The organism is Methanocorpusculum labreanum Z (assembly GCF_000015765.1).
In the GTDB taxonomy this organism is placed as follows: domain Archaea; phylum Halobacteriota; class Methanomicrobia; order Methanomicrobiales; family Methanocorpusculaceae; genus Methanocorpusculum; species Methanocorpusculum labreanum.
In genome coordinates this window covers 509922-530445 of sequence record NC_008942.1, presented here as the reverse complement: position 1 = coordinate 530445, position 20524 = coordinate 509922, and the positions used below count along the sequence as shown (strand labels likewise).

The following is a 20524-nucleotide window of genomic DNA, read 5'->3' as shown; positions in this document are numbered from 1 at the left end:
GAGCCGGAGACAAAACTCCAAACCGCACTAATATAGTATCTCTCCAGCGGTCGGTCTGAGGAGGCCTGCAAACGAAAAAATATTCGAAAATTTGCAGCCCTCCCAACCCGCTTCTAAAAACTAATAACTCCGTAAAACAAACACATACCATTATAGAAGGAAGAACATATGAAAACCCCGTTTATTACGATAAAGGATCTCATCATGGATTTTCCCGTCTCAACCGAAGATTGCGACGAAAAATCGACCGAGATGGTTCGGGTCCTGGATAACATCAACCTCGAACTCTCTGAGGGAGAGATCGTTGGTGTAATCGGCAGAAGCGGCTGTGGTAAAACCGTACTCATCCATCTTATCCGCGGAATCGATCAGCCTCCGACCTCCGGAAAGATCATCTATCACATATCCCGCTGTCCAAAATGCGGCAAAATCGAGTTCCAGAGCGATGCAGGAAAACCCTGTCCGGCCTGCGGGGACACGCTTGTTGCAGAGGATGTCGATTTCTGGGACCCGGAAAACGGGAAACTTAAAACACAGATAATGGCAAGGACCTCGCTGATGTTCCAGCGGACCTTTGCTCTTTACGGGGACGATCGGGTCATTGAAAACGTGCTTCGCGCCCTCGACGATATCAACTACCCGTCAGAAAAAGCCATCAGCCGGGCTGCCGATCTGCTCGACGAGGTTAGGCTTACCCACAGAATGATGCATATATCCCGGGATCTTTCCGGCGGAGAAAAACAGCGTGTCGTGCTCGCCCGTCAGCTTGCCCGCGAGCCGCTCTTTCTTTGTGCGGATGAGCCGACGGGAACCCTTGATCCGAAAACGGCAAGGATCGTTCATGATCTGCTGAAGAAAGCGGCCAAAGAAAACAATATGGGAATGATCGTCACCTCCCACTTTTCTCAGGTTCTTGAAGATGTCTGCGATCGTGCGGTCCTTTTGGATGACGGAAAGATCACCAAGATCGGCACGCCCGATGAGATCGTCACGGAGTTCATGAAGGGATATCACGACGACCGCGTGTACACCGACCAGATCTTCGGTGATCCGATCGTCCGGGCCGAACATCTGCTCAAAAAATTCATCGCCGTCGACCGGGGAGTCATAAATGCAGTAAATGATATTACCTTCGAGATCAACGAACGGGAGATTTTCGGGATCATCGGCGTTTCCGGCGGAGGGAAGACCACCCTTTCGAAGATGATCGCCGGCCTCTATGAACCGACATCCGGCAAACTCGAAGTCAGGATCGGCGACGAATGGGTCGATATGTCAAAACCCGGATATCTCTACCGTGGCAGGGCCAAACAGTATATCGGACTTCTGCATCAGGAATACGACCTTTATCCCCACAGAACGATCATCGACAACTTGACCAATGCGATCGGTTTAGAGTTCCCAAAAGAGCTTGCGACCAGAAAAGCGCTCATCACCCTTCGAATGGCGGGATTCACCGATAAGAAGGCAAAAGACGTTCTGCACAGACTGCCTTCCAGCTTGTCCGAAGGAGAGAAACACAGGGTCGCTCTCGCACAGATCCTTATCCGCGAGCCGCGTATCATTCTCCTCGACGAACCGACGGGAACGATGGACCCGATCACCAAAGTCGACGTCAAGCACTCGATCATGCATGCCAGAGAAGAGATGGAGGAGACGTTCGTCATCGTTTCCCATGACATGGAGTTCGTGCGTGATGTCTGCGACCGGTGTATGTTCATGCGTGCCGGAAAAATCATCGCGATCGGGCCGACCCACGAGGTGCTCGAAAACCTTTCCGAGGATGAAAAGATCGTTATGAGAAATGCGATTGAAAAGGAACGGGCACGTGCCGAAACGGGGGCCCCGAAAAAGGCGACCCTTGCAGGAGGGGCTCCCGAGGCGGAAGCAACCGAAGGTGCTCTCCATGAAAAGACCGATGAAATGTTCGAGATGTAGGTCAGGATCATGACCAAGATCCATGTGTTTCTCAACGGCGAGCAGAAAACCGTTGAAGAAACGACAACCATCAAAGATCTCCTTCCAAATCAGCCGGAAGGGACCTCTGTTGTTCTCCTTCTACCCGGAAGCGTTTCCCGGGAAAAAACCCCGCACCTTCGTCTGACGACGACCGCCGGGGATATTGTCATCGAGCTTGCCAAAAAAACGACCTTCCCTTTGCCCACGGGAGAAGTGAAGGAGAATCTGCGTGTCCACTTCGACGACAGAAATTCAGTATCCTTCGGCCCGTTCCCTCAGAAGTTTACGCCCGATAAAAACTCCTACCGATACGAACGGGGAATGGTCTGTCTGGGATCGGGCGGATACGACTCAAAAAATGCCTATCTGACCTTTTCCCGCAGAGAACATATGGCAGATCACGGGGCAGCCAAAGGCGGAGCTGTATTAGGCAAAGTCATCTACGGCCTTGGGATCATGAACCGCTGGAAAAACGGCGACATGATAACCAGGATCGAAGAGGTCTTTTCCAGCACGGATTCGACCAATGCGAAGGTGACCTCGGACCTCTCGGGTGTTGTGAAGGAAGGGATGCAGATCTTTTCCGAACTGGTGGTCACCGCGGAAGGGTATCAGGAGGATCATGCGGAAATCGACTGCGGATGCACGGAATCGGTCGAACATATGCTCTTCTGCCTGCGTGAAAACAGGCTCAAAATCGACCGTACCGCGTCTACCTACATCAGGGATCATACCGAAGGAAAACTCTTTGTCCCTCAGGAACGCCAGAAACCGAGAAGAGAAGGGACCGTGACGATACGAACGGCCGGAAAAGGATCGGGGGCCTTGTATATTTACACACGCGATGTGCCGAGCAATCAGCATCACACGCGAACCGGCTCGGTCACGCGGGGAATAGAACTCGCCAAGTTCTCCACGGAAAAAAATGTCCTTTCGGTAAGACCGGTGCCGGAACTCCTTGACCTGCGGGGCCTGCCCCTCGGCGAAGCGGTCAGTCTTGCGAAAAAACGCGGACTGAAAGTGATGGCCGACAACAAAGATGTAAACAACAGGGTCGTCATCAACCAGAAACCGGAGACGACCCTTGAAGTCTTAAAAGAAGGAAAGGTCTTCCTCTATACGATGGATCTCAAAGATGTCATCGACATCTCGCTGGATTACAAAAAAGCCCCGCTCTCTGTCGACCTGTTCCGCCGGGTCACCGGACTGAAGAGATATGCGATTGGGACGATGCCTTTCATTTACAATGTGGATGACGAGATGTACCTCTTCAAACCGCCGTTCTCAACCGGGACGAACATCATCCCTGAAAACACCCCGAAAAAACCGGTCAAGACCGACACTCTCGCACTGACCAACGACTCGCGGCACGCAGTCGGTATGGTCGGGGTCAGAGTGGTCGAGAATACGGAGTACGGACCTACCGGAGAACCTTTTGGAGGAACGAACATTATCGGGAAGGTTCTCGATATGGATAAATTATCCATGATGAAAGAGGGCGGGACCGTCTACATCAGGGAGGTGAAAGAGTGAAACCCTATGTTCCAGAGTATGTCGGGACCGTAACGAAGTACGTTTTCGTTGACTCTCCAAACACAACGCCTCAGGACATCGCGACCGCCGCATACGAGATCGCTCAGGGTGTGATGATCAAAGAGACCTGTTTCGGATGTCAGATCACCGGATCTCCCGAGGATGTCGACCGGATCATCTCGCATCTGCGTGTTCTCGATCCCTACCGGATCTTCATAAAAGACCGGGGATTTCCCCCGGGAGATTCCCGGAGATGCAGGGCGGATCTTGGCGGCGCCAGACCCGGGTATCTCGGGCACGAATATGAAATGAGTTTTATCAGATATATCTCCCACGGACTGGAAGAGACCGAAGGGATGAACAAAACCTCACTCAAAAAAGCCGCAGGGGAAACTCTGCCGCTTGAAGAACCGCTCGACGCGGATCTGCTCGAGAAACTTTTTTCGGAGGAAACATAATGGCAAAAGTATTCATCTACCCGGCAACCAGCCTCATCTTATCCGACCTTGTAGCGAGGTTCGGCCACGAACCGCTCGGCTCGGCTCTTTCGATCCGCGAACATGTCCAGACACCGGGATTCGATTCACCGCCTATCCAGATGACCTCGGAGGACCCGCAGAAAGGACTGAAATGGGCGGCGGTCGAGGTCCCGTCAGGCATCCGGGGACGAATGGCCCTCTACGGCCCCTTAGTCGAAGAGGCGGAGGCGGCCATTATCATCGACGAGCCGGATCTTGCATTCGGATGCATGGGATGCGCACGAACGAACGAGCTTTTAGTGTTCATGCTCAGGGAAAAGGAGATGCCCAAACTGGAACTGAGATATCCGGCATCCAAAGAAGAGGGCGTGACGTTCGTTGCAAAAATCAAACAGTTCTTAAACGAGCTGGAGGTCAAAAAATGAGCGCAAAAGAACAACCCGTACGGATCGCCCAGATCACCTGCGGCGCAGAATACAGTGGAATCCAAAACGAAATCACTTCGGCGGCGGAGACCGTCGGCGCAAAGATGTTTTACCCGGACGTTGCCTTAAAGGACGTCAAACGGGCCTACAAGGACTTCGGCCTTCCGGTGAAAAGCCCGGATCTGAAACTCGCCATCGCCCGTGCCCAGGCGATCGTTGAAGGAAGAATCGAGGCGGACGGAATCTTCATCGCAAGCTGCTTCAGGTGTGCCGAGGCGGCAATCGTCCGTAACGAACTCCGCAGATACATCGTGGAAAACTCGAAGATACCGGTCGTCTCCTACTCGTTCAACGAGCGGACCGGCGCATCCACTCTTCTGACAAGGCTCGAAGCCTTATCCACGATCGCAAAACGCCGGGCACTGATGGCCCGCGAGGTCCAGGTCGGGACTACGATGGGTGTCGACTCCGGATCATCGACCACCAAATGCATAATCATGCAGGACAACGAGATCATCGGAACCGGCTGGAGACCGACCACCGATGTTCTGAAAAGTGCTGACGACGTCGTGTCCCTGGCATTAAAGGAGTCTGGACTCAAACTCTCCGACATTGAGGCAATTGGAACAACCGGATACGGAAGGTTCCTGGTCGGCAAACACATCAAAGCCGATCTTATCCAGGAAGAACTCACCGTCAACTCCAAAGGAGCGGTATATCTTGCAAACGCCCAGAAAGGATTTGCCACCGTGATTGATATCGGCGGTATGGATAACAAGGCCATCAGCGTAAAAGACGGAATCCCCGGTTCCTTTACGATGGGGGGTATCTGCGCCGGAGCATCGGGACGGTTCCTCGAAATGACGTCCAAACGCCTTGGAATCGACATCACCGAACTCGGCGCACTCTCGATGGAAAGCGAAGGCGGCGAGAATGTCCCGATGAACAGTTATTGTATCGTCTTTGGAACGCAGTCTCTCGTCAATGCTTTGGCGGCTGGATACAAACCCGCAGATGTTGCCGCGGCGGCGTGTCACAGTGTAGCTCAGCAGGTGTACGAACAGCAGCTCCAGGAAGTCGATATCAAAGAGCCGGTCATCATGGTCGGGGGATCATCGCTTATTCAGGGACTTGTCCGGGCAATGGGCCGGATGCTCAGAACCGAGGTCGTCGTGCCCCATCACGCCCAGTACATCGGGGCGGTCGGCGGGGCACTGCTTTCCTCGGGATTCGTCGATAAAAAGGTGAAGGAGGCGTAAATGGCTGGTTTGGACTACTTCGAGGTGGAATGCACCGAAGACGGGTCGGACAACTATATCAAAATCGCCACAACCGTACTGCAGGATCACAACCTCCTCAGTATCGTGGAAGGACTGCACATCTACATCGATCCGAAGTATCCCCTGTTCGTGGCAACGGGATTCATCCGCCCGCCGCGTTCCGTGATAAAGGTCTCGGATGTGGGCAATGTACTGCTTCAGGACGATCAGGCAACGATCGCGGTTGGAGATGAGACCTATCTTGCCGCGATGCTGAAGATGCTTTGGGCCAAACTCGGACACGACAATGTCGATCAACCCGACCGGTTCACGGTGATCATCAAAAATACGGAGATCCCAAAGGATCTGAGAGACTGGGTGGTTATCGACCCGTCCCAGTCGCTCTTTAAGGATCTGATCTACGCGATCCAGGTGATCGCTCCCGAAGGCTTCAAAGTCCGGCGCGAAAACTACGGAAAGAACCGGTTTTCCTATGCGGCAAGCGAAAACACCCTTCCGGCGAAAGATATCGAGAAGATCATCGCCGAAAGATTCGAGCAGATGGAGGAGGCACTGAAATGATCCTTGTCCCGATCACCTATAAAGGCGGAGTGTACCGTCTCGACGAGGTCGTCGATTATATCGAGGATCTTGGCGGCTACATCGTCCAGAGACATAATATTGCAAGCGAAGTCGTCCTTCAGGTCCTTATGCCGAAGGAGGACATCAAAAGACTCGCTACGTTTTCCCGGCCGCTCGCGGGAGAGATCCAGGAGTCCCCTCTCGTTGGAACCGAGATCGCAGTGGTCATACCGAGTCTTGAGATCCATCATCTTCCCCATTCGGCATGCGATGTTGCAGAGTATCTGCGAAGCCACGGCTCGAAATCGAACATGCTTGGGATGGCACGCGGATTTGGAAAACGCATCGCTCAGATGAACGACGAGGAGCGGGATCTGATCAACGAACACGATCTGGCGATCTTCGTTCTCGGCAACTTCGCCTCCTGTATCGAAACGAAGTTCGTAAAGTTTCGGCCTGGGATCACCGTTCCAATCATCCTGACCGGGGGGCCGGACAGGGAGATCCTCGAAAAACAGACCGATCCGCCGGTTGCAGGATATGTAGGAGGTCTTGGACGTTTTATGCACAGGACACAGACCGAGGCGGATATTCACCGGCTCGACCTTGTGATCGAAGAGGTGAAAAAAGTCATCGAGGAACGCAGGCAGGAGATCGCAAACGATCCCCTCTCGGTCTCGTCCGCACGACTCCAGGCGCTGATCAAACAGGAACTGCCGGAGATCGAAGAGGTCTACTCTCCCTCCCCGATCGCAGTTCAGCTCAACGGTCTGCGGCTAAAACTTTCCTACCCTTCCTATGCACAAAAGGTTCGCGATCTGGTAATCGAGGATGAAATAAAAGTCGGCGATGTCGCAGATGTTCTTCCGTCACGCATGCGGGATTATATTCTGATCCGCATTAAGCCGCTTTCGGAAACAAACATTGTGGTATAAATCATGGTAGAGATCGACAAGAATTTTGAGGAGGCAATCGCCGAAGTACAAACAAACGGGGCGAAACAGACAGCTGCCGACTGGCTCGCAAAGATCGAAGAAGAGTATGGACGGTCTCCTCTGATCTATCAGAAACTTGAGGACAATCCCGAAGCGCTGATCTCGCACCTTCTCTATAAAAATGCGGTGACACGGGCCGGAGCACTGCCGCCGAAGACGGTCGAACTCATCAGTCTTGCCGTCGGTGCGGCATTACGCTGCGATCACTGTACAACGTATCATATGCAGGTCGCAAAAAAGATGGGTATCACCAAAGAAGAAATCTTAGAGGCGGTACTGATTGCTGGTCTTCTTGCAAACTCCTCGGTTCTTGCAAATGCCTACCGTCTGGTCGTGCCGGAAAAGGAACCCTGCGCAGGGACCTGCGCTATGCAATAACACACATTCAGCGGCCCCCACATCCTTTTTTTATTATTTTGAGTTTCGTGTAACGGATTCTTTGCGTGAGAATATTCTTCTTACCGGACAACGCATGAATAAGTATGTCAAGGAGACCGGTTATTTCTGTTATCGGCGATGCGGCGATTGAACCCGGATGTGCGAAAGAACAGTTTGCATTTTCGCTTGGAAACGCGCTGGTTTCAAACGGATACCGGGTGTTGTCCGGTGGTCTTGGCGGCGTCATGGAAGCCGTGTCCCGGGGGGCGCATGCATCTCCAGCATACCGTGAAGGGGATGTTATCGCGGTTCTTCCTGGCAACGATCCGGCCCAGGCAAACCCCTATACGGATATCGTGATCGCGACCGGACTCGACCACGCACGAAACTTCATCGTGGCAAACACGGACGCGGTCGTCGCGGTCGGCGGTGGATCGGGAACGCTCTCGGAACTGTCGTATGCATGGGTGATGCACCGGCTGATCATGGCTTACCGTGTCCCCGGCGTCGTGAAAAAAGAGGGAGTGTTCTCCGACTGGGGGGCTTTGATCGCGGACAATAAAATCGACGACAAGCCGCGGTATCCGGACATTCCCGATGACTGTGTTTTTGGGGTCGACACGGCTGATGATGTCATCAGGATCCTTGCAGAGCGGATGCCAAAATATACGAGCCGCCCTCTCTTAGCCGGAAAAAGAAATTAAGTCAGCAGTTTTTTGACTCGTTCTGGCAGCATTTACTGCTTTTATCGCATTCCCCACCGGCAAACGGACAGACCGTCAGCGAAAAGTCTGCCATCGGATGCCCTTTGCTTTTTATTTCAAACTCTTTATACCACCCGAATGCCGCCCGTTTCGTCTCGATTCCCTCTTCAATAAGTCTGCTCTGGATCGATTTCAAAATCCACTGGGACACGCCGGGACACCCAAGATCGCTTGCAAGATGAGCATAGGGAAAAAGCATCACTCTGGTTGCCCCGAGGCGGGACAAACGGAGTTTGACGCTTTCCACCGTTGAAGAGACGGTCAGTTCGGGCGTGACCTCATCAGACTTCTCAACAGTGGCAAAAAGGAGAACGCAGTTATCCATCTCGTCTTCTCTTACGGGTTCCGGCTCGGCCATTTTTGTTTTTTTGGTGACTTTATACCACACCCGGTCCGCATGAATTCCAAGGATCCTCATTGGAGCACCTCAGAAAGAGAAAGCGTTTCGCTTGTAAGCATGCCTAGAACATGATTCGAATCGTCAACGACCGGAAGGGCGGAGATGGCATGCTTCTCCATCAGCGAAGCAGCCAGCCGCAGCGAATCGGAGCGCTGAATCGTGATCACGTCTTTGGTCATGATCTCGGCAAGGTCTTGGAAATCGCCGGCGACAGATTTTGCAATATCCCACGACGTCACGATCCCGGAGAGCGTCCCGTTTCCTGAAACCACCGGCAGATGATTGATCTCGTGCCCGATCATCAATTCGGCTGCCTCGCGGATCGACGAGGTCTCCTGAATCGACGGCGGATTATTCGTCATCAGATCTTCCACGGTCATAGGTGTCAGGAACTGACCTACAATGTAGTTCAGCTGGGCATTCTCCAGAAGGAAACCGTCATGCCCATGGGGAGATACGATTTCCGCATACCTGGCTTCTCTGTTGTTTGTCGTCAGAGCAAGCATAATCTCCTGAGAAAGATAGGGAGGATAGAGCCAGTCGGAAGAGACGGAGATGATCAGGAACTTTGCCTGCGTTGCGGCAAGACCCTCGGTCAGGCTGCCGTTTTTCGTAAGATCATAGTAGTCGACTGCCCGGGTGATGTAGAGATAGGAGTTTGGATCGAACCGTTCCACAAACGTCTCTCCCTGATGCTGAAGATAACTTTCGACCGAGAACTCCGTATCGAATCCGTATCCGAAGGCGTCCTGTTTCTGCAGTCTCCGCCCGAATTTGGTACGCATGGACTCGTCCGAGAGATAGGTGATGTGGGCCATCATTCGCGCAAGTGAAAGTCCGTGATTTGGTTTTTTCTCTGCCGGATAGTTCCCGCCGTTCCATTCCGGATCGCTCATGATCGCTGCTCTGCCGACGGCGCCAAAAGCGATATGCATCGGCGTCGTATAGCCGGCGGAGGCAATGCAGATAATCCGGCGAACAAATGACGGGAACTCCACGCTCCACTGCATGGCCTGCATTCCGCCCATCGAACCCCCGATCACGGCATAGAGTTCACTAATCCCCAAATCTTCAAGCAGCTGGTGTTCGGCATGGACCATGTCCCGGATCGTGATCACGGGGAATGTAGTTCCGTAGGGTTTTCCAGTCGCCGGATCCTCTGATGAGGGGCCGGTCGAACCTTTACATCCGCCGAGTACATTCGCCGCGATCACACAGTATCGGTTTGTATCGAGTGCTTTACCGGGACCGATGATCCCATCCCACCACCCGGGTTTCGTATCGCCTTTATGGAAACCTGCCGCATGAGCGTCTCCGGTTAAGGGATGACAGACGAGAATAACATTTTTTCCGTCGGCCCTTCCGTAACGTTCATAGGCGATCCTAACGCCGGACAAAGAGACGCCGCACTCCAGACTCAGCGGAACGGAAAGTGCGTGATATTTCGTGGTGACTTCACCAACTGAATCCTGTAACATGGTTCTATCTAGATGTATGAGAGGGCATGGTCCAGATCGGCGATGATGTCGATCGGATTTTCAAGACCGACCGAGAGGCGGATCGTATCGGGTCTGACCCCTGTGGAAATCTGTTCTTCTTCGGTAAGCTGCTGATGGGTCGTCGAGGCTGGATGGATGATGAGGGTTTTTGCATCGCCGATGTTTGCCAGAAGCGAGATGAGCTGGACATTATTCTGTACGGTGACGGCCGCCTCATATCCTCCTTTGACGCCGAAGGTGAGAAGGGGACCGCCGGATCCGCCGAAGTATTTTTCCCGGTTCTTTTCCGAGGGATGCCCTGGAAGACCCGGATAGTTGACCCATGCGACCTTTTCGTGGGATGCGAGATGCTTCGCAACAATAAGGGCATTCTCCGCATGGCGGGCGACACGGAGGTAGAGCGTTTCAAGACCGATCGAAGTGAGCCAGGCGTTGAACGGTGAAAGGGTCGCCCCAAGATCCCGCATCAGGGAGATTCGAATACTGGCCGATACGGTTGCCGGACCGAATGCTTTGTAGTGCACGAGACCTTTGTATGCCGGATCAGGTTCGGTGAACTTGGGGAATTTGCCGTTGTCCCAGGGGAATCTGCCGTTTTCGACGATCACGCCTGCAAGGGAATTCCCATGTCCGTTGGCATATTTTGTTGCCGACATAACAACAAGATCCGCTCCATGCTCGAGAGGACGGACCGTTCCGATCCCTACCGTGTTGTCCACAATAAAAGGAACTCCGGCTTCGTGAGCTATTTTTCCGATCTCCTCGAAATCCGGGATGTCAAGTTTGGGGTTGCCGAGCGATTCAAAGTAGACGGCCCGTGTCTTTTCATTGATGGCGGCCTTTAAGGCTTCGAGATCGTTCGAGGGAACAAACCGGACCGTCCGTCCGAAGTTCGGGAGGGTCAGGCTGAAAAGCTCGAATGTCCCTCCGTACAGATTATCGGCCGAAACAATCTCGTCACCCGGGTTGGTAAGGGCAAGGACAAGGGTGCTTATTGCCGCCATCCCCGAGGCAGTACTGATTGCGGCTGTCCCTCCCTCGATCGCGGAGATCCGTTTTTCAAACGAGGTGTTGTTTGGATTCGTAAGCCTGGTGTAGATGTTTCCGTCCAGCGAGAGATCGAATCGTGCAGCCGCTTCCTTTGCGTCTTTGAAGACATATGCCGTGGTCATGTAGATCGGTTCGGTTCGTGCCCCTGTCGCTTCATCCGGTTTTTGTCCGGCATGAATGCTGAGTGTTTCCTTTTGATATTCAGAGACCATGGTTGTTCACGCTGTGAATTCTTATTGGCGGGCATATGATATATAGATTCGCGTAAAAATATGCGGGCAGGCCTTTGTATACTTATGAAAGACCCAACCCGATTTTGGAGAGAAAAGAGGAGGTTACTCCACGTTTTTCAGCATCTTTCTATCGTAACGCGAGATGGTCGCATTTTTCTGGTTCTGATATTTTGCATCCGGTTTTTTATCGTACGGGCATTCGCAGCGTTTGGTCACGTAGAAGACGAGCTGGCCGATCGGCATCCCTGCATATACGCGGACGGGACGGCAGTTCGAGTTACACATCTCAAGGGTGATGGTTCCTGAAAACCCTGCATCGATCCAGCCGCCGGTCTGATGGAGGGCAATGCCGAGGCGTGCCACGCTGCTCTTTCCTTCGATCGAAGAGACGATATTATCAGGAAGCGTCACCGTTTCCAGAGTTTCCGCAAGGACGAACTGTCCCGGCTGAATGTCAAAATAGGATCCTTTTCTCTCTTGTGTATGGGTGTGAAGCGTTTCCTTTTGATAAGGGTCGATCACATCATCGCATGGTTCATACCAGACAAAATGGTTACCAAGGCGAATATCAAGGGAGTTGGGCTGAACAAGCGCCGGATCGAATGGATCGATGCCGATGTACCCCCGTTTGATATGGTCTGCAATTTCCCAGTCTACCAGAATCATATCCTACTATTCGTCGGGGTAAGGTAAAATAATATTCAGTATGTATATCGAAAAAAAGAGATTTATTCTTCCGTGCTTCCTTCAGCCGCAAGAGCCGACTCAGCCGCATTATAATAATAATACTCCCCTGCCGCCTTCTGCTCCCGATCCAGATACGAACCCGGATTATTGATCCGCGGCCGGCCCGTCTTATCTCTCCTGAACGTGATCCCCAGATTCGAAAGGAACATATTCATACCGTCCTTCATCTCGAACGGGCCGCGGGCAGTACCTTCCTTACCCGGCACGCCGTCGAACACCAGCAGCCGCTCGCTGATCATATCGATCGTATACATATCGTGATCGATAACCATGATCCCGGCTCCCTTATCCTCTGCCGCACGCTTGATCACCTTCGTCGTCACAAGCCGCTGCTCCACATCCAGATGCGCCGACGGCTCATCCAGAATATACAGATCCGCCTCACGCGAAAGACACAAAGCGATCGCCACCCGCTGAAGCTCTCCGCCGGACAGATTCTTCACTTCCGACTGCAGGATCGGCATAAGACCGAGCGGCTCCAAGATCTCGTGCTGGTAATACGACGTATCGAACCGGCGGGTCGCCGACCGGAGCGTAAACTCCACCGAATCCGACGAATCCGCCGTCACATACTGCGGCTTATACGAAACACGCACCGTATCGAACTTCTTCCCGCCGTCCGGGGTTTCAACTCCGGCAAGCAGCTTTGCAAACGTCGACTTGCCAATACCGTTCGCCCCCACGATACCAAGAACCTCGCCGCGGCGGACCTCGCCGCCGTCCACCGTCAGATCGAATCCCGGGAACGACTTCGTCATCTTCGGGATCGTCATCAGCGTCTCGCGGTCCACATCGCTCTCATGACTCCGCGTCTCGAAAAGCACCGGATAATCGCGGATACGCACGTTCTCTTCCGCCACGAATCCTTCGAGATACTGGTTCACACCGACACGCACACCCTTCGGCCGGGAAATGATACCAAACGCCGACGGCTTTCCGTATCCGATATGCACCGTTTCTGCGACCATATCGAGGATAGCGATATCGTGCTCCACCAAAATCACCGGATGCTCCGATGCGAGTTCGCGGATCAGCCGTGCCGCCGTCATCCTCTGATAGATATCCAGGAAAGGCGTCACCTCATCGAGGAAATAGAAGTTCGCTTCCTTCGAAAGAGCCACCGTCAGGGCGACCCGCTGGAGTTCTCCGCCCGAAAGATAGGTCAGATCCTTATCGAGGATCGTATCGAGAGCCAGCTCTTTCGCGTAGTAGTCGAGCTTTTTCCTCTCGTCGTTCTGCTCCAGAAGGGAGCGGACCGTTCCCTTGAAGGCTTTCGGGATAAAGTCGATATACTGCGGCTTGATCGACGCCTTGATCGTCTTTGCCGCGACCTGCTTGAGATAATCCAGAAGCTCGGTTCCCGCATAATGCTTCAGGATCTCGGCCCATTCGACCTCGTGATCGAAGATACCGAGATTCGGCTTCATCTGCCCGGAAAGGATCTTCACCGCGGTGGATTTTCCAATACCGTTTGGACCGAGCATGCCGGTGACTTTGCCCGCCACAGGCTGGGGAAGTCCGTAGAGGACGAACGCGTTCGGCCCGTAGCGGGTCACCGGCGTATCGAGTTCCTCCGGGAGCTGGATGATATCCAGCGCCTCGAACGGGCATTTCTTCACGCAGATACCGCATCCCACGCAGAGCTCTTCGGAGATCTCCGCTCTGCCGCTCTCTCCGATTATGATGGTCTCATCACCGGTACGGACCCGGGGGCAGTACGCGATGCACTCTTTGCCGCATTTTTTGGCATGGCATCGGTCTTTATGAACGATGGCGAGTCTCATTTATGCGGAGAGGAGGGAGGTCGAAAGCATAAGGGTCCAGGAGAGGTACCAGGTAGCGAAGGTCAGGAACCCCTGGTAGAACCAGTCCTTCTTGCCGAGTTTGGAGGTGTCGATCTTGATGATCATAAACAGGGACTTCTGGATCACGATCGCCACAAGTAAGACGAGAATGCCGATGATCGGATTTGCCTGCACGCCTGCAAGGCCTGCTTCGATCGTAGCTGTGGTGATCGGGTTCGGCGTCCCTGCAAGGTAGTAGGAGACAAGACCCGCGACCATACCAAGACCGCAGGCGATCGCCGTACGAATGATCCGCTCGGAGTGCTGGGCCTTTTTGCGAACGACCTTCTCTTCGGGGGTTTCCTTCTTCTTTGGCGGAGCGGTCTGTTTGCTGACGTCTTCGGTCTTTGCCTCGGTCTGTGCTTCGATCTCCTCGATCTTCTCATCGATCTCGGCGTCGAGAGGTTTTCTGTCCGGCCGGGTGACCATCTCGATAGCTTTTTCGGGGCAGATCTTCACGCACTTTCCGCAGCCGTTGCACAGCTCTTCTACGACTGTCGCTTTCTTATTGCGTCCGATGAAAATAACCGGCTGGTTTTTGCGTGACGCCGGGCAAAACTTCACGCAGCGGTTACACATCGCCGTGTTGCATTTTTCTTTTTTGATATAGGCTACCTGCATATGATATCTCCGCGATTTTTCAGTCTGATTATATTAGTATTCAGGTCTTATCTATGTTATCTGTTCTGTCCCGCCAATGATGCGGCGCGCCTGACCTCTCTTTTTCAAAAGGGAAGCCCTGCCTGATCTGAAAAACCCGCAGTTTCGGGAACGAAATGCAGGGTCGGTTTATAGTTCTGTACATCCTATGTATGTTAGCAAAGAATGGCGACGATACAAGGGATGAGCGGAGCGGACGTAAAAGCGATGACAGCGGAGCTTGCCGCGCTTTTGCCGCTCTGGATCGGGAAAATATATCAGTACGACAATGCCTCGCTTGGGTTCCGGCTGAATGGTGAGGAGAAGGCACGCCATCTTCTGTATGTGGTGAGAGGCATTCGGGCGCATCTCGTATCCGAACTGCCGCCGGCGCCGAAAAACCCGTCCGGGTTTTCGATGTATCTTAGGAAATACATCGAGGGGGGCAAGGTCCTCAATATCGAGCAGAAGGCGATCGAGCGGGTCATCATAATAACGATCGGCAAAGGGCCGTCGGAGTATAAGCTGATCATCGAACTCTTCGACGAAGGAAACCTTATCCTGACAGACGAAAAGTTCACGATCATCAATGCCCTTGCCCAGCGGCGGTTCCGGGACCGGGATATCGTCGGCGGCGCAGAGTATGCGATCGAAGCCGTCTGGCCCGAGAGGCTGACGTTCGAGGAGTTCAAAGAGAAGATCACCGCAGACGAGAACGATATCGTGCGGGCTCTCGCAACGAAACTGCAGCTCGGCGGCATCCCCTCGGAAGAGATATGTCAGCTTGCGGGCGTCTCGAAGTCGATGCCCTGTAAGTTCGCGACCGATGTCCAGCTTCGCCCGGTGTATGAGGCGATGAAAAGCTGGATCGCCAAACTGACCTATGCACGCGATCCGGTGATCGATGCGAAGGGAGCGTTCCCGTTCCCCTCACTGGTCCGCGAGCCAAAAGAGCACTTCGCGACGTTTTCGCAGGCGCTCGAGGCGTTCTATCCAAAACCGGTGGCCGAGAAGGTCATCGAACAGAAGATCAAACTCTCCAAAGAGGAGCGGATCCGAAAACAGCAGGAAGCAGCCGTCGTCAACTTCGACAAAAAGATCGCCGAGGCGACCGAGATCTCGGAGATCATCTACTCGCATTACGGCGAGGTGCAGGAGACGATCGACGTTCTTGCGGCCGCAAGCCAGAAGCTTTCCTGGCAGGATATCGCGGCCGTGATCAAAAAGAGCGACCTGCCCGCCGCAAAACGGATCATCTCGGTGGACCCGAAGAATGCGTCCGTCGTGATCGATCTGCAGGAAAAGCACAAGGTCACGATCTTCGTGCACGAAAGTCTGGAGGCAAACGTCGGCAGATACTTCGCCGTCGTGAAAAAGTTCCGGGCGAAAAAGGCGGGAGCGCTTCGGGCGATGGAAGCAGGCATCGTGCATGCGGAGAAGAAAAAGGCGGCCGGACCCGGCCGACTCAAGCCGAAATGGTATCACCGTTTCCGGTGGATGGAGACCTCCGACGGCGTGCTTGTGATCGGCGGCCGAAATGCCGACCAGAACGAGGAGCTTGTCAAGAAGTATATGGAAGGCAAAGACACCTTCCTCCACGCAGATGTCTTCGGAGCGTCCGCGGTGATCGTGAAAGGCGTAACGGAACGCATGGATCAGGCGGTCCAGTTTGCCGCGTCCTACTCGCGGGCATGGGCCGGCGGTGGGGCATCCGTCGATGTGATCGCAGCAAGCCCCAACCAGGTAAGTAAGACGCCCGAGTCGGGAGAGTATGTGGCTCACGGTTCGTTCGTCATCCGGGGCGAGCGTAAGATCTACAAGGACGTGCCGCTCGAGATCGCGATCGGGGTCAGGACCGAACCGGTCCTTGCGGTGATCGGCGGAACGCCTTCCGCGATCGAACCGCTGGCTTCGCATTCCGTTCGTCTGGTTCCGGGGACATTCGAAGGAAACGACGTTGCTAAGAAAGTTCTTCGAAAACTCAAAGAGGCGGTGCCTGAAAGCGAGCAGAAAGCGCTCAAAGCGATCCTGAACACCGAGGGCGTAGCCGCGTTCGTGCCGCCGGGCGGGTCCGATCTCAAAGAGCCGGCCCGAGAGGGAGCGGACCGCGAATGAAGGCGGAGCTGCCCGAACCGCTGAAAAAAGACGGATTCGGCGAGTATAAACTCATGCCCGAATCGATCGACGATCTCTGGCATCTTTCGCATCTGATAAGTCCCGGAAACACCGTGTATGCCGTCACGCTGAGGACAGTGGACGGCCCGTCCGACAAACTCCGTTCCGAAAAGCTCGAGAAGCGGCCGGTGCGGATCGGGGTGAAATGCGAGAAGGCGGAGTTCGTCCCGGAATCGTCCCGCCTCAGAGTGTTTGGGGTCATCAGTTACGGGCCGGACATGGGCCAGCACCACACGCTCAATATCGAAGCAGGCTATGAAATAAGCGTTGTTCGGCAGTGGCGGCAGATCGATCTTGCCCGTCTGGAACGGGCGGTCTCCTCTTCGGTCCACGGTGTGGTTCACATCGCGGCGATTGAGGATGGGGAGGCGGAACTCTATCGGGTCAGGCAGTACGGACCCGAGCGGATCACTACGCTGACGGTCGGCAGCGGAAAAACCGCCGAGCTGGACTCAAGGCAGGCCCTGTTTGCCGAGCTCCTCACATTTCTCGAGAAGGTCACCGGCTCGATCGTTATCGCCGGCCCGGGATTCGTAAAAGAAGACTTCGTCAAGTTCGCAAAAACCAAAGCTCCCGAGATCGCCGAACGCATGCTCATCGCCGACACAAGGCGCTGCGGCTACGGGGCGGTTCAGGAGGCGATCGGAAACGGCGTCCTTACCCGCGTGGCAGAGGATCTCCAGCTCGCAAAAGAGGTCTCGTTCATGGACGAGGTGTTTCTCCGGATCGGGCAGAACGGCGCCGTCGCCTACGGAAAAAGCGAGGTACGCCAGGCGATCGATTACGGAGCAGCCGAGACGATCCTTGTGGCCGACTCGTTTGTAAAAGACGGCGGCATCGAAAAAATGATCGAAGGGGCAGAGCGGCTCGGCGCGAACGTCGTCGTCCTCTCGACCGAGTTCGAACCGGGCACCCGGCTTGTTGGTCTCGGCGGGGTCGCCGCTCTGTTGAGGTATAAGATCTGATTCTTCCGGCACTCCAAAATGACTTCCCATGTGTATATACAATCACAAATAATACAGGACATTTGATACCAATGCCACGAAAACGACCAGTATCCAAAACCCCGAAAACCTGCCTTCACCGGCAGGGATACAACTTCATAGCTGAAGGAGCATCCGCCGCCGTCAAGCCGTGCATGTGGTGCAAACGTGCTCTTCGCGGCGGCGAATCCTGCTATAAACACCAGTTCTACGGGATCGACACCTGGAAATGCGTCCAGATGACCCCGACGCTGCGCTGCAATCAGCGGTGTCTTTTTTGCTGGAGATCCATGGAGCACGAGATCCTGTCCGAGACTGAACTATCTCCGGAAGAAATCGTCGCCGCCATTCCAAAGATGCAGAAAAAAGGCTTGTCCGGCGACAAACCTTATACCGAGCCGGAGAGGTGGGAAGAGGCGACCGATCACCCGACCCAGTATGCGCTCTCTTTGTCCGGCGAGCCGACCCTTTACTCGAAACTGCCCGAACTCATCGACCTTCTCCGGGAAAATCCCAACAACAGCGTGTTCGTTGTTTCAAACGGAACGATGCCTTCCGTGATCCGGCGGATACGCCCGACCCAGTTGTATCTGTCTCTGGATGCCGTGGACGAATCCTCTTATGAAAGGATATGCCGTCCGATCGGCGATCCGGCTGCCATGTGGGGGAATATCCAAACGTCTCTTTCGCTTCTCAAACAAAAAGAGGAGGAGGGCGTCAGAACGGCGGTCCGGATCACCCTCGTCAACGAGTATAATGACACCTATGAGGCAGGTTTTGCCAAAATTATCGAAGAGGCACAGCCCCTCTTTGTTGAAGTAAAGGGATACATGTATTTGGGATACAGTCGAATGAGATTAACAGAAATGCATGTCCCCGACATGGAAACCATTCGTCGTTTCGCCGCAGGAGTTGCCCAACTCTGCAATTATGAGATTATGGATGAAAACGTGCCGAGCCGCGTTGTTTGTCTGAAGAGAAAATCATGAAATTCGATATTGAGGAATTCAAGGAACGCAGAAAAACCGATTTCGAGGGTGCCTGGCATGCCGGCCCATCGGTCATAACCCCGCCGGAATCATCAAAAATTTATCCGCGTTATGCGTATCGCCGAGCAAAAGTGCACCCGATCTTCGACACGATCGCCCGTCTTAGGGCCGCCTATATGTCGATGGGATTCGATGAGGCAATGGTACCGGTGTTTATCGACGAACAGGACGTCTACCGTCAGTTCGGTCCGGAAGCCGCCGCGGTTTTGGATCGCGTCTACTATGTGGGCGGCCTTCCCCGTCCGAATGTAGGGATATCCCGGGAACGGCTGGATGCAATCGCCGAAATCATCGAAAAGCCTCTCGCCGAAGGCACGGAAGAGAAGCTGATGAAGTGTCTGCATGCCTACAAGAAAGGCAAATTCGACGGTGACGATCTCACGCACGAAATGTCGGTCGCTTTAGGCGTGGACGATGGTGTGGTCGTTCACATTCTCGATACGGTCTTTCCCGAATTCAAGGAGCTCGCCCCTGAGTCTTCCAGAACGACGCTTCGTTCCCATATGACCAGCGGCTGGTTCATCTCTCTTGCCCAGATGTGGGATAAAAAGCCGATGCCGATTCGAATGTTTTCGGTCGACCGGTGTTTCCGCCGCGAGCAGGAGGAGGATGCGACCCATCTTCGGACCTATCACTCGGCATCCTGTATCGTCGCCGGAGAAGATGTGACGGTCGAAGAAGGAAAGGCGGTCGCCGAAGGTCTTCTTTCCGCGTTCGGTTTCACCGAGTTCAGATTCCAGCCCGACGAGAAACGCTCGAAGTACTACATGCCCGAGACGCAGACCGAAGTATACGGCAAACACCCGGTCCACGGATGGGTCGAGGTCGCTACGTTCGGGATCTACTCACCGGCAGCCCTCGCCGAATACGGCGTAGGCGTTCCCGTTATGAACCTCGGCATGGGTGTCGAGCGTCTTGCGATGGTCTTAACCCAGGCGGAGGATGTTAGGAAACTCTCGTTTGCCCAACTGTATCCTCCGGTGTATTCGGACACGGATCTTACCAAAGGCATCGGATTAAGAGAGGAGCCGCAGACGGCCGAGGGCCGCCGGGCAGTGCGTGCTGTGATGGAAACGGCCGCTGCCCATGCGGCTGAACGTTCGCCGTGTTCGTTCCCTGCATGGAAAGGCGAGCTCTACGGTCATCAGGTGGAGATCGTCGTTGAGGAGCCCGAAGAGAATACGAGTCTTCTCGGTCCTGCCGCTTTGAATGAGGTATATGTCAGAAAAGGAGCAGTTCTCGGTGTTCCGGATACCGAAAAGTTCGCCGACGTCAAAGCCGAAGGGGTTCCGGTTGGAATCTCTTTCCTTTACTCGACGGCAAATCTGGCACTCGCCCGCATCGAGGAGGCGGCGAGGGTCGGCGAAGGGACGAGCATTCAGGTGAAAATGTCGAAGCATCCAAGCGACGTGAACCTGAAAATCGAGGAGTACGTTATGCGGTACATCACCGACAATAAAAAGAAACTCGATCTTCGCGGCCCGGTCTTTATGACGATTACGTCGAAGATCCTGTAAAATACTTTTATCCT

At 54.1% G+C, this 20524-nt stretch carries 19 protein-coding genes; 13 read left to right on the top strand and 6 right to left on the bottom strand.

Annotation, left to right across the window (positions count from 1 at the left end; genetic code table 11):
- Positions 1 to 168 precede the first annotated feature (168 nt).
- From atwA to MLAB_RS02880, 9 genes are all read left to right on the top strand, one after another.
- Positions 169 to 1938 (top strand): methyl coenzyme M reductase system, component A2, encoded by a 1770-nt coding sequence (atwA, locus tag MLAB_RS02920; RefSeq protein WP_011832930.1) that lies wholly within the window; start codon positions 169 to 171, stop codon positions 1936 to 1938.
- Between the two features lie 9 nt (positions 1939 to 1947).
- Positions 1948 to 3492, top strand: a complete 1545-nt coding sequence (gene mmp3, locus MLAB_RS02915) for a methyl-coenzyme M reductase-associated protein Mmp3 (RefSeq protein ID WP_011832929.1) — start codon at positions 1948 to 1950, stop codon at positions 3490 to 3492.
- Positions 3489 to 3950: a methanogenesis marker 6 protein gene (locus MLAB_RS02910; protein ID WP_011832928.1), complete on the top strand. Its 462-nt coding sequence runs from the start codon at positions 3489 to 3491 to the stop codon at positions 3948 to 3950. Before mmp3 ends, MLAB_RS02910 begins: the two co-directional genes overlap by 4 nt.
- Complete coding sequence (locus MLAB_RS02905) at positions 3950 to 4396, top strand: methanogenesis marker 5 protein (protein WP_011832927.1); 447 nt, start codon at positions 3950 to 3952, stop codon at positions 4394 to 4396. Before MLAB_RS02910 ends, MLAB_RS02905 begins: the two co-directional genes overlap by 1 nt.
- On the top strand, positions 4393 to 5655 hold the full coding sequence (locus MLAB_RS02900) for a methanogenesis marker 15 protein (RefSeq protein WP_011832926.1): 1263 nt from the start codon (positions 4393 to 4395) through the stop codon (positions 5653 to 5655). The genes MLAB_RS02905 and MLAB_RS02900 overlap by 4 nt, the downstream gene beginning before the upstream one ends.
- Complete coding sequence (locus tag MLAB_RS02895) at positions 5656 to 6237, top strand: methanogenesis marker 17 protein (protein WP_011832925.1); 582 nt, start codon at positions 5656 to 5658, stop codon at positions 6235 to 6237.
- Entirely contained in the window at positions 6234 to 7172 is a 939-nt protein-coding gene (locus MLAB_RS02890; RefSeq protein ID WP_011832924.1) for a methanogenesis marker 7 protein, read from the top strand. Before MLAB_RS02895 ends, MLAB_RS02890 begins: the two co-directional genes overlap by 4 nt.
- A gap of 3 nt (positions 7173 to 7175) precedes the next feature.
- A complete protein-coding gene (locus tag MLAB_RS02885; RefSeq protein ID WP_011832923.1) occupies positions 7176 to 7610 on the top strand; it encodes a carboxymuconolactone decarboxylase family protein in 435 nt (144 codons plus the stop codon).
- A gap of 104 nt (positions 7611 to 7714) precedes the next feature.
- Entirely contained in the window at positions 7715 to 8314 is a 600-nt protein-coding gene (locus MLAB_RS02880) for an SLOG cluster 4 domain-containing protein (RefSeq protein ID WP_011832922.1), read from the top strand.
- A 1-nt stretch (position 8315) separates the two neighbouring features.
- Here the strand turns inward: MLAB_RS02880 and MLAB_RS02875 are convergent, their stop codons facing one another.
- From MLAB_RS02875 to MLAB_RS09375, 6 genes are all read right to left on the bottom strand, one after another.
- On the bottom strand, positions 8316 to 8792 hold the full coding sequence (locus tag MLAB_RS02875) for a threonyl-tRNA synthetase editing domain-containing protein (RefSeq protein WP_011832921.1): 477 nt from the start codon (positions 8790 to 8792) through the stop codon (positions 8316 to 8318).
- Complete coding sequence (gene metX, locus MLAB_RS02870) at positions 8789 to 10252, bottom strand: homoserine O-acetyltransferase MetX (protein WP_011832920.1); 1464 nt, start codon at positions 10250 to 10252, stop codon at positions 8789 to 8791. Before metX ends, MLAB_RS02875 begins: the two co-directional genes overlap by 4 nt.
- Positions 10253 to 10260: 8 nt before the next feature.
- Entirely contained in the window at positions 10261 to 11535 is a 1275-nt protein-coding gene (locus MLAB_RS02865; protein ID WP_011832919.1) for an O-acetylhomoserine aminocarboxypropyltransferase/cysteine synthase family protein, read from the bottom strand.
- 123 nt (positions 11536 to 11658) lie between these two features.
- The gene (dcd, locus tag MLAB_RS02860; protein WP_011832918.1) at positions 11659 to 12222 is read right to left on the bottom strand and encodes a dCTP deaminase; all 564 of its coding nucleotides are present in this window, start codon (positions 12220 to 12222) and stop codon (positions 11659 to 11661) included.
- 62 nt (positions 12223 to 12284) lie between these two features.
- The gene (locus MLAB_RS02855) at positions 12285 to 14087 is read right to left on the bottom strand and encodes a ribosome biogenesis/translation initiation ATPase RLI (RefSeq protein WP_011832917.1); all 1803 of its coding nucleotides are present in this window, start codon (positions 14085 to 14087) and stop codon (positions 12285 to 12287) included.
- On the bottom strand, positions 14088 to 14768 hold the full coding sequence (locus MLAB_RS09375) for an EMC6-like membrane protein (protein ID WP_011832916.1): 681 nt from the start codon (positions 14766 to 14768) through the stop codon (positions 14088 to 14090).
- 204 nt (positions 14769 to 14972) lie between these two features.
- Here MLAB_RS09375 and rqcH point away from each other — a divergent pair, with 204 nt between their 5' ends.
- From rqcH to sepS, 4 genes are all read left to right on the top strand, one after another.
- On the top strand, positions 14973 to 16901 hold the full coding sequence (gene rqcH, locus MLAB_RS02845; protein WP_011832915.1) for a ribosome rescue protein RqcH: 1929 nt from the start codon (positions 14973 to 14975) through the stop codon (positions 16899 to 16901).
- Positions 16898 to 17926 carry an mRNA surveillance protein pelota gene (locus tag MLAB_RS02840; protein WP_011832914.1) on the top strand — a complete coding sequence of 343 codons (1029 nt, stop codon included), beginning with the start codon at positions 16898 to 16900 and terminating at the stop codon, positions 17924 to 17926. The genes rqcH and MLAB_RS02840 overlap by 4 nt, the downstream gene beginning before the upstream one ends.
- A gap of 71 nt (positions 17927 to 17997) precedes the next feature.
- On the top strand, positions 17998 to 18933 hold the full coding sequence (gene twy1 / locus MLAB_RS02835; protein WP_011832913.1) for a 4-demethylwyosine synthase TYW1: 936 nt from the start codon (positions 17998 to 18000) through the stop codon (positions 18931 to 18933).
- Entirely contained in the window at positions 18930 to 20510 is a 1581-nt protein-coding gene (gene sepS, locus MLAB_RS02830; protein ID WP_011832912.1) for an O-phosphoserine--tRNA ligase, read from the top strand. Before twy1 ends, sepS begins: the two co-directional genes overlap by 4 nt.
- Positions 20511 to 20524 lie beyond the last annotated feature (14 nt).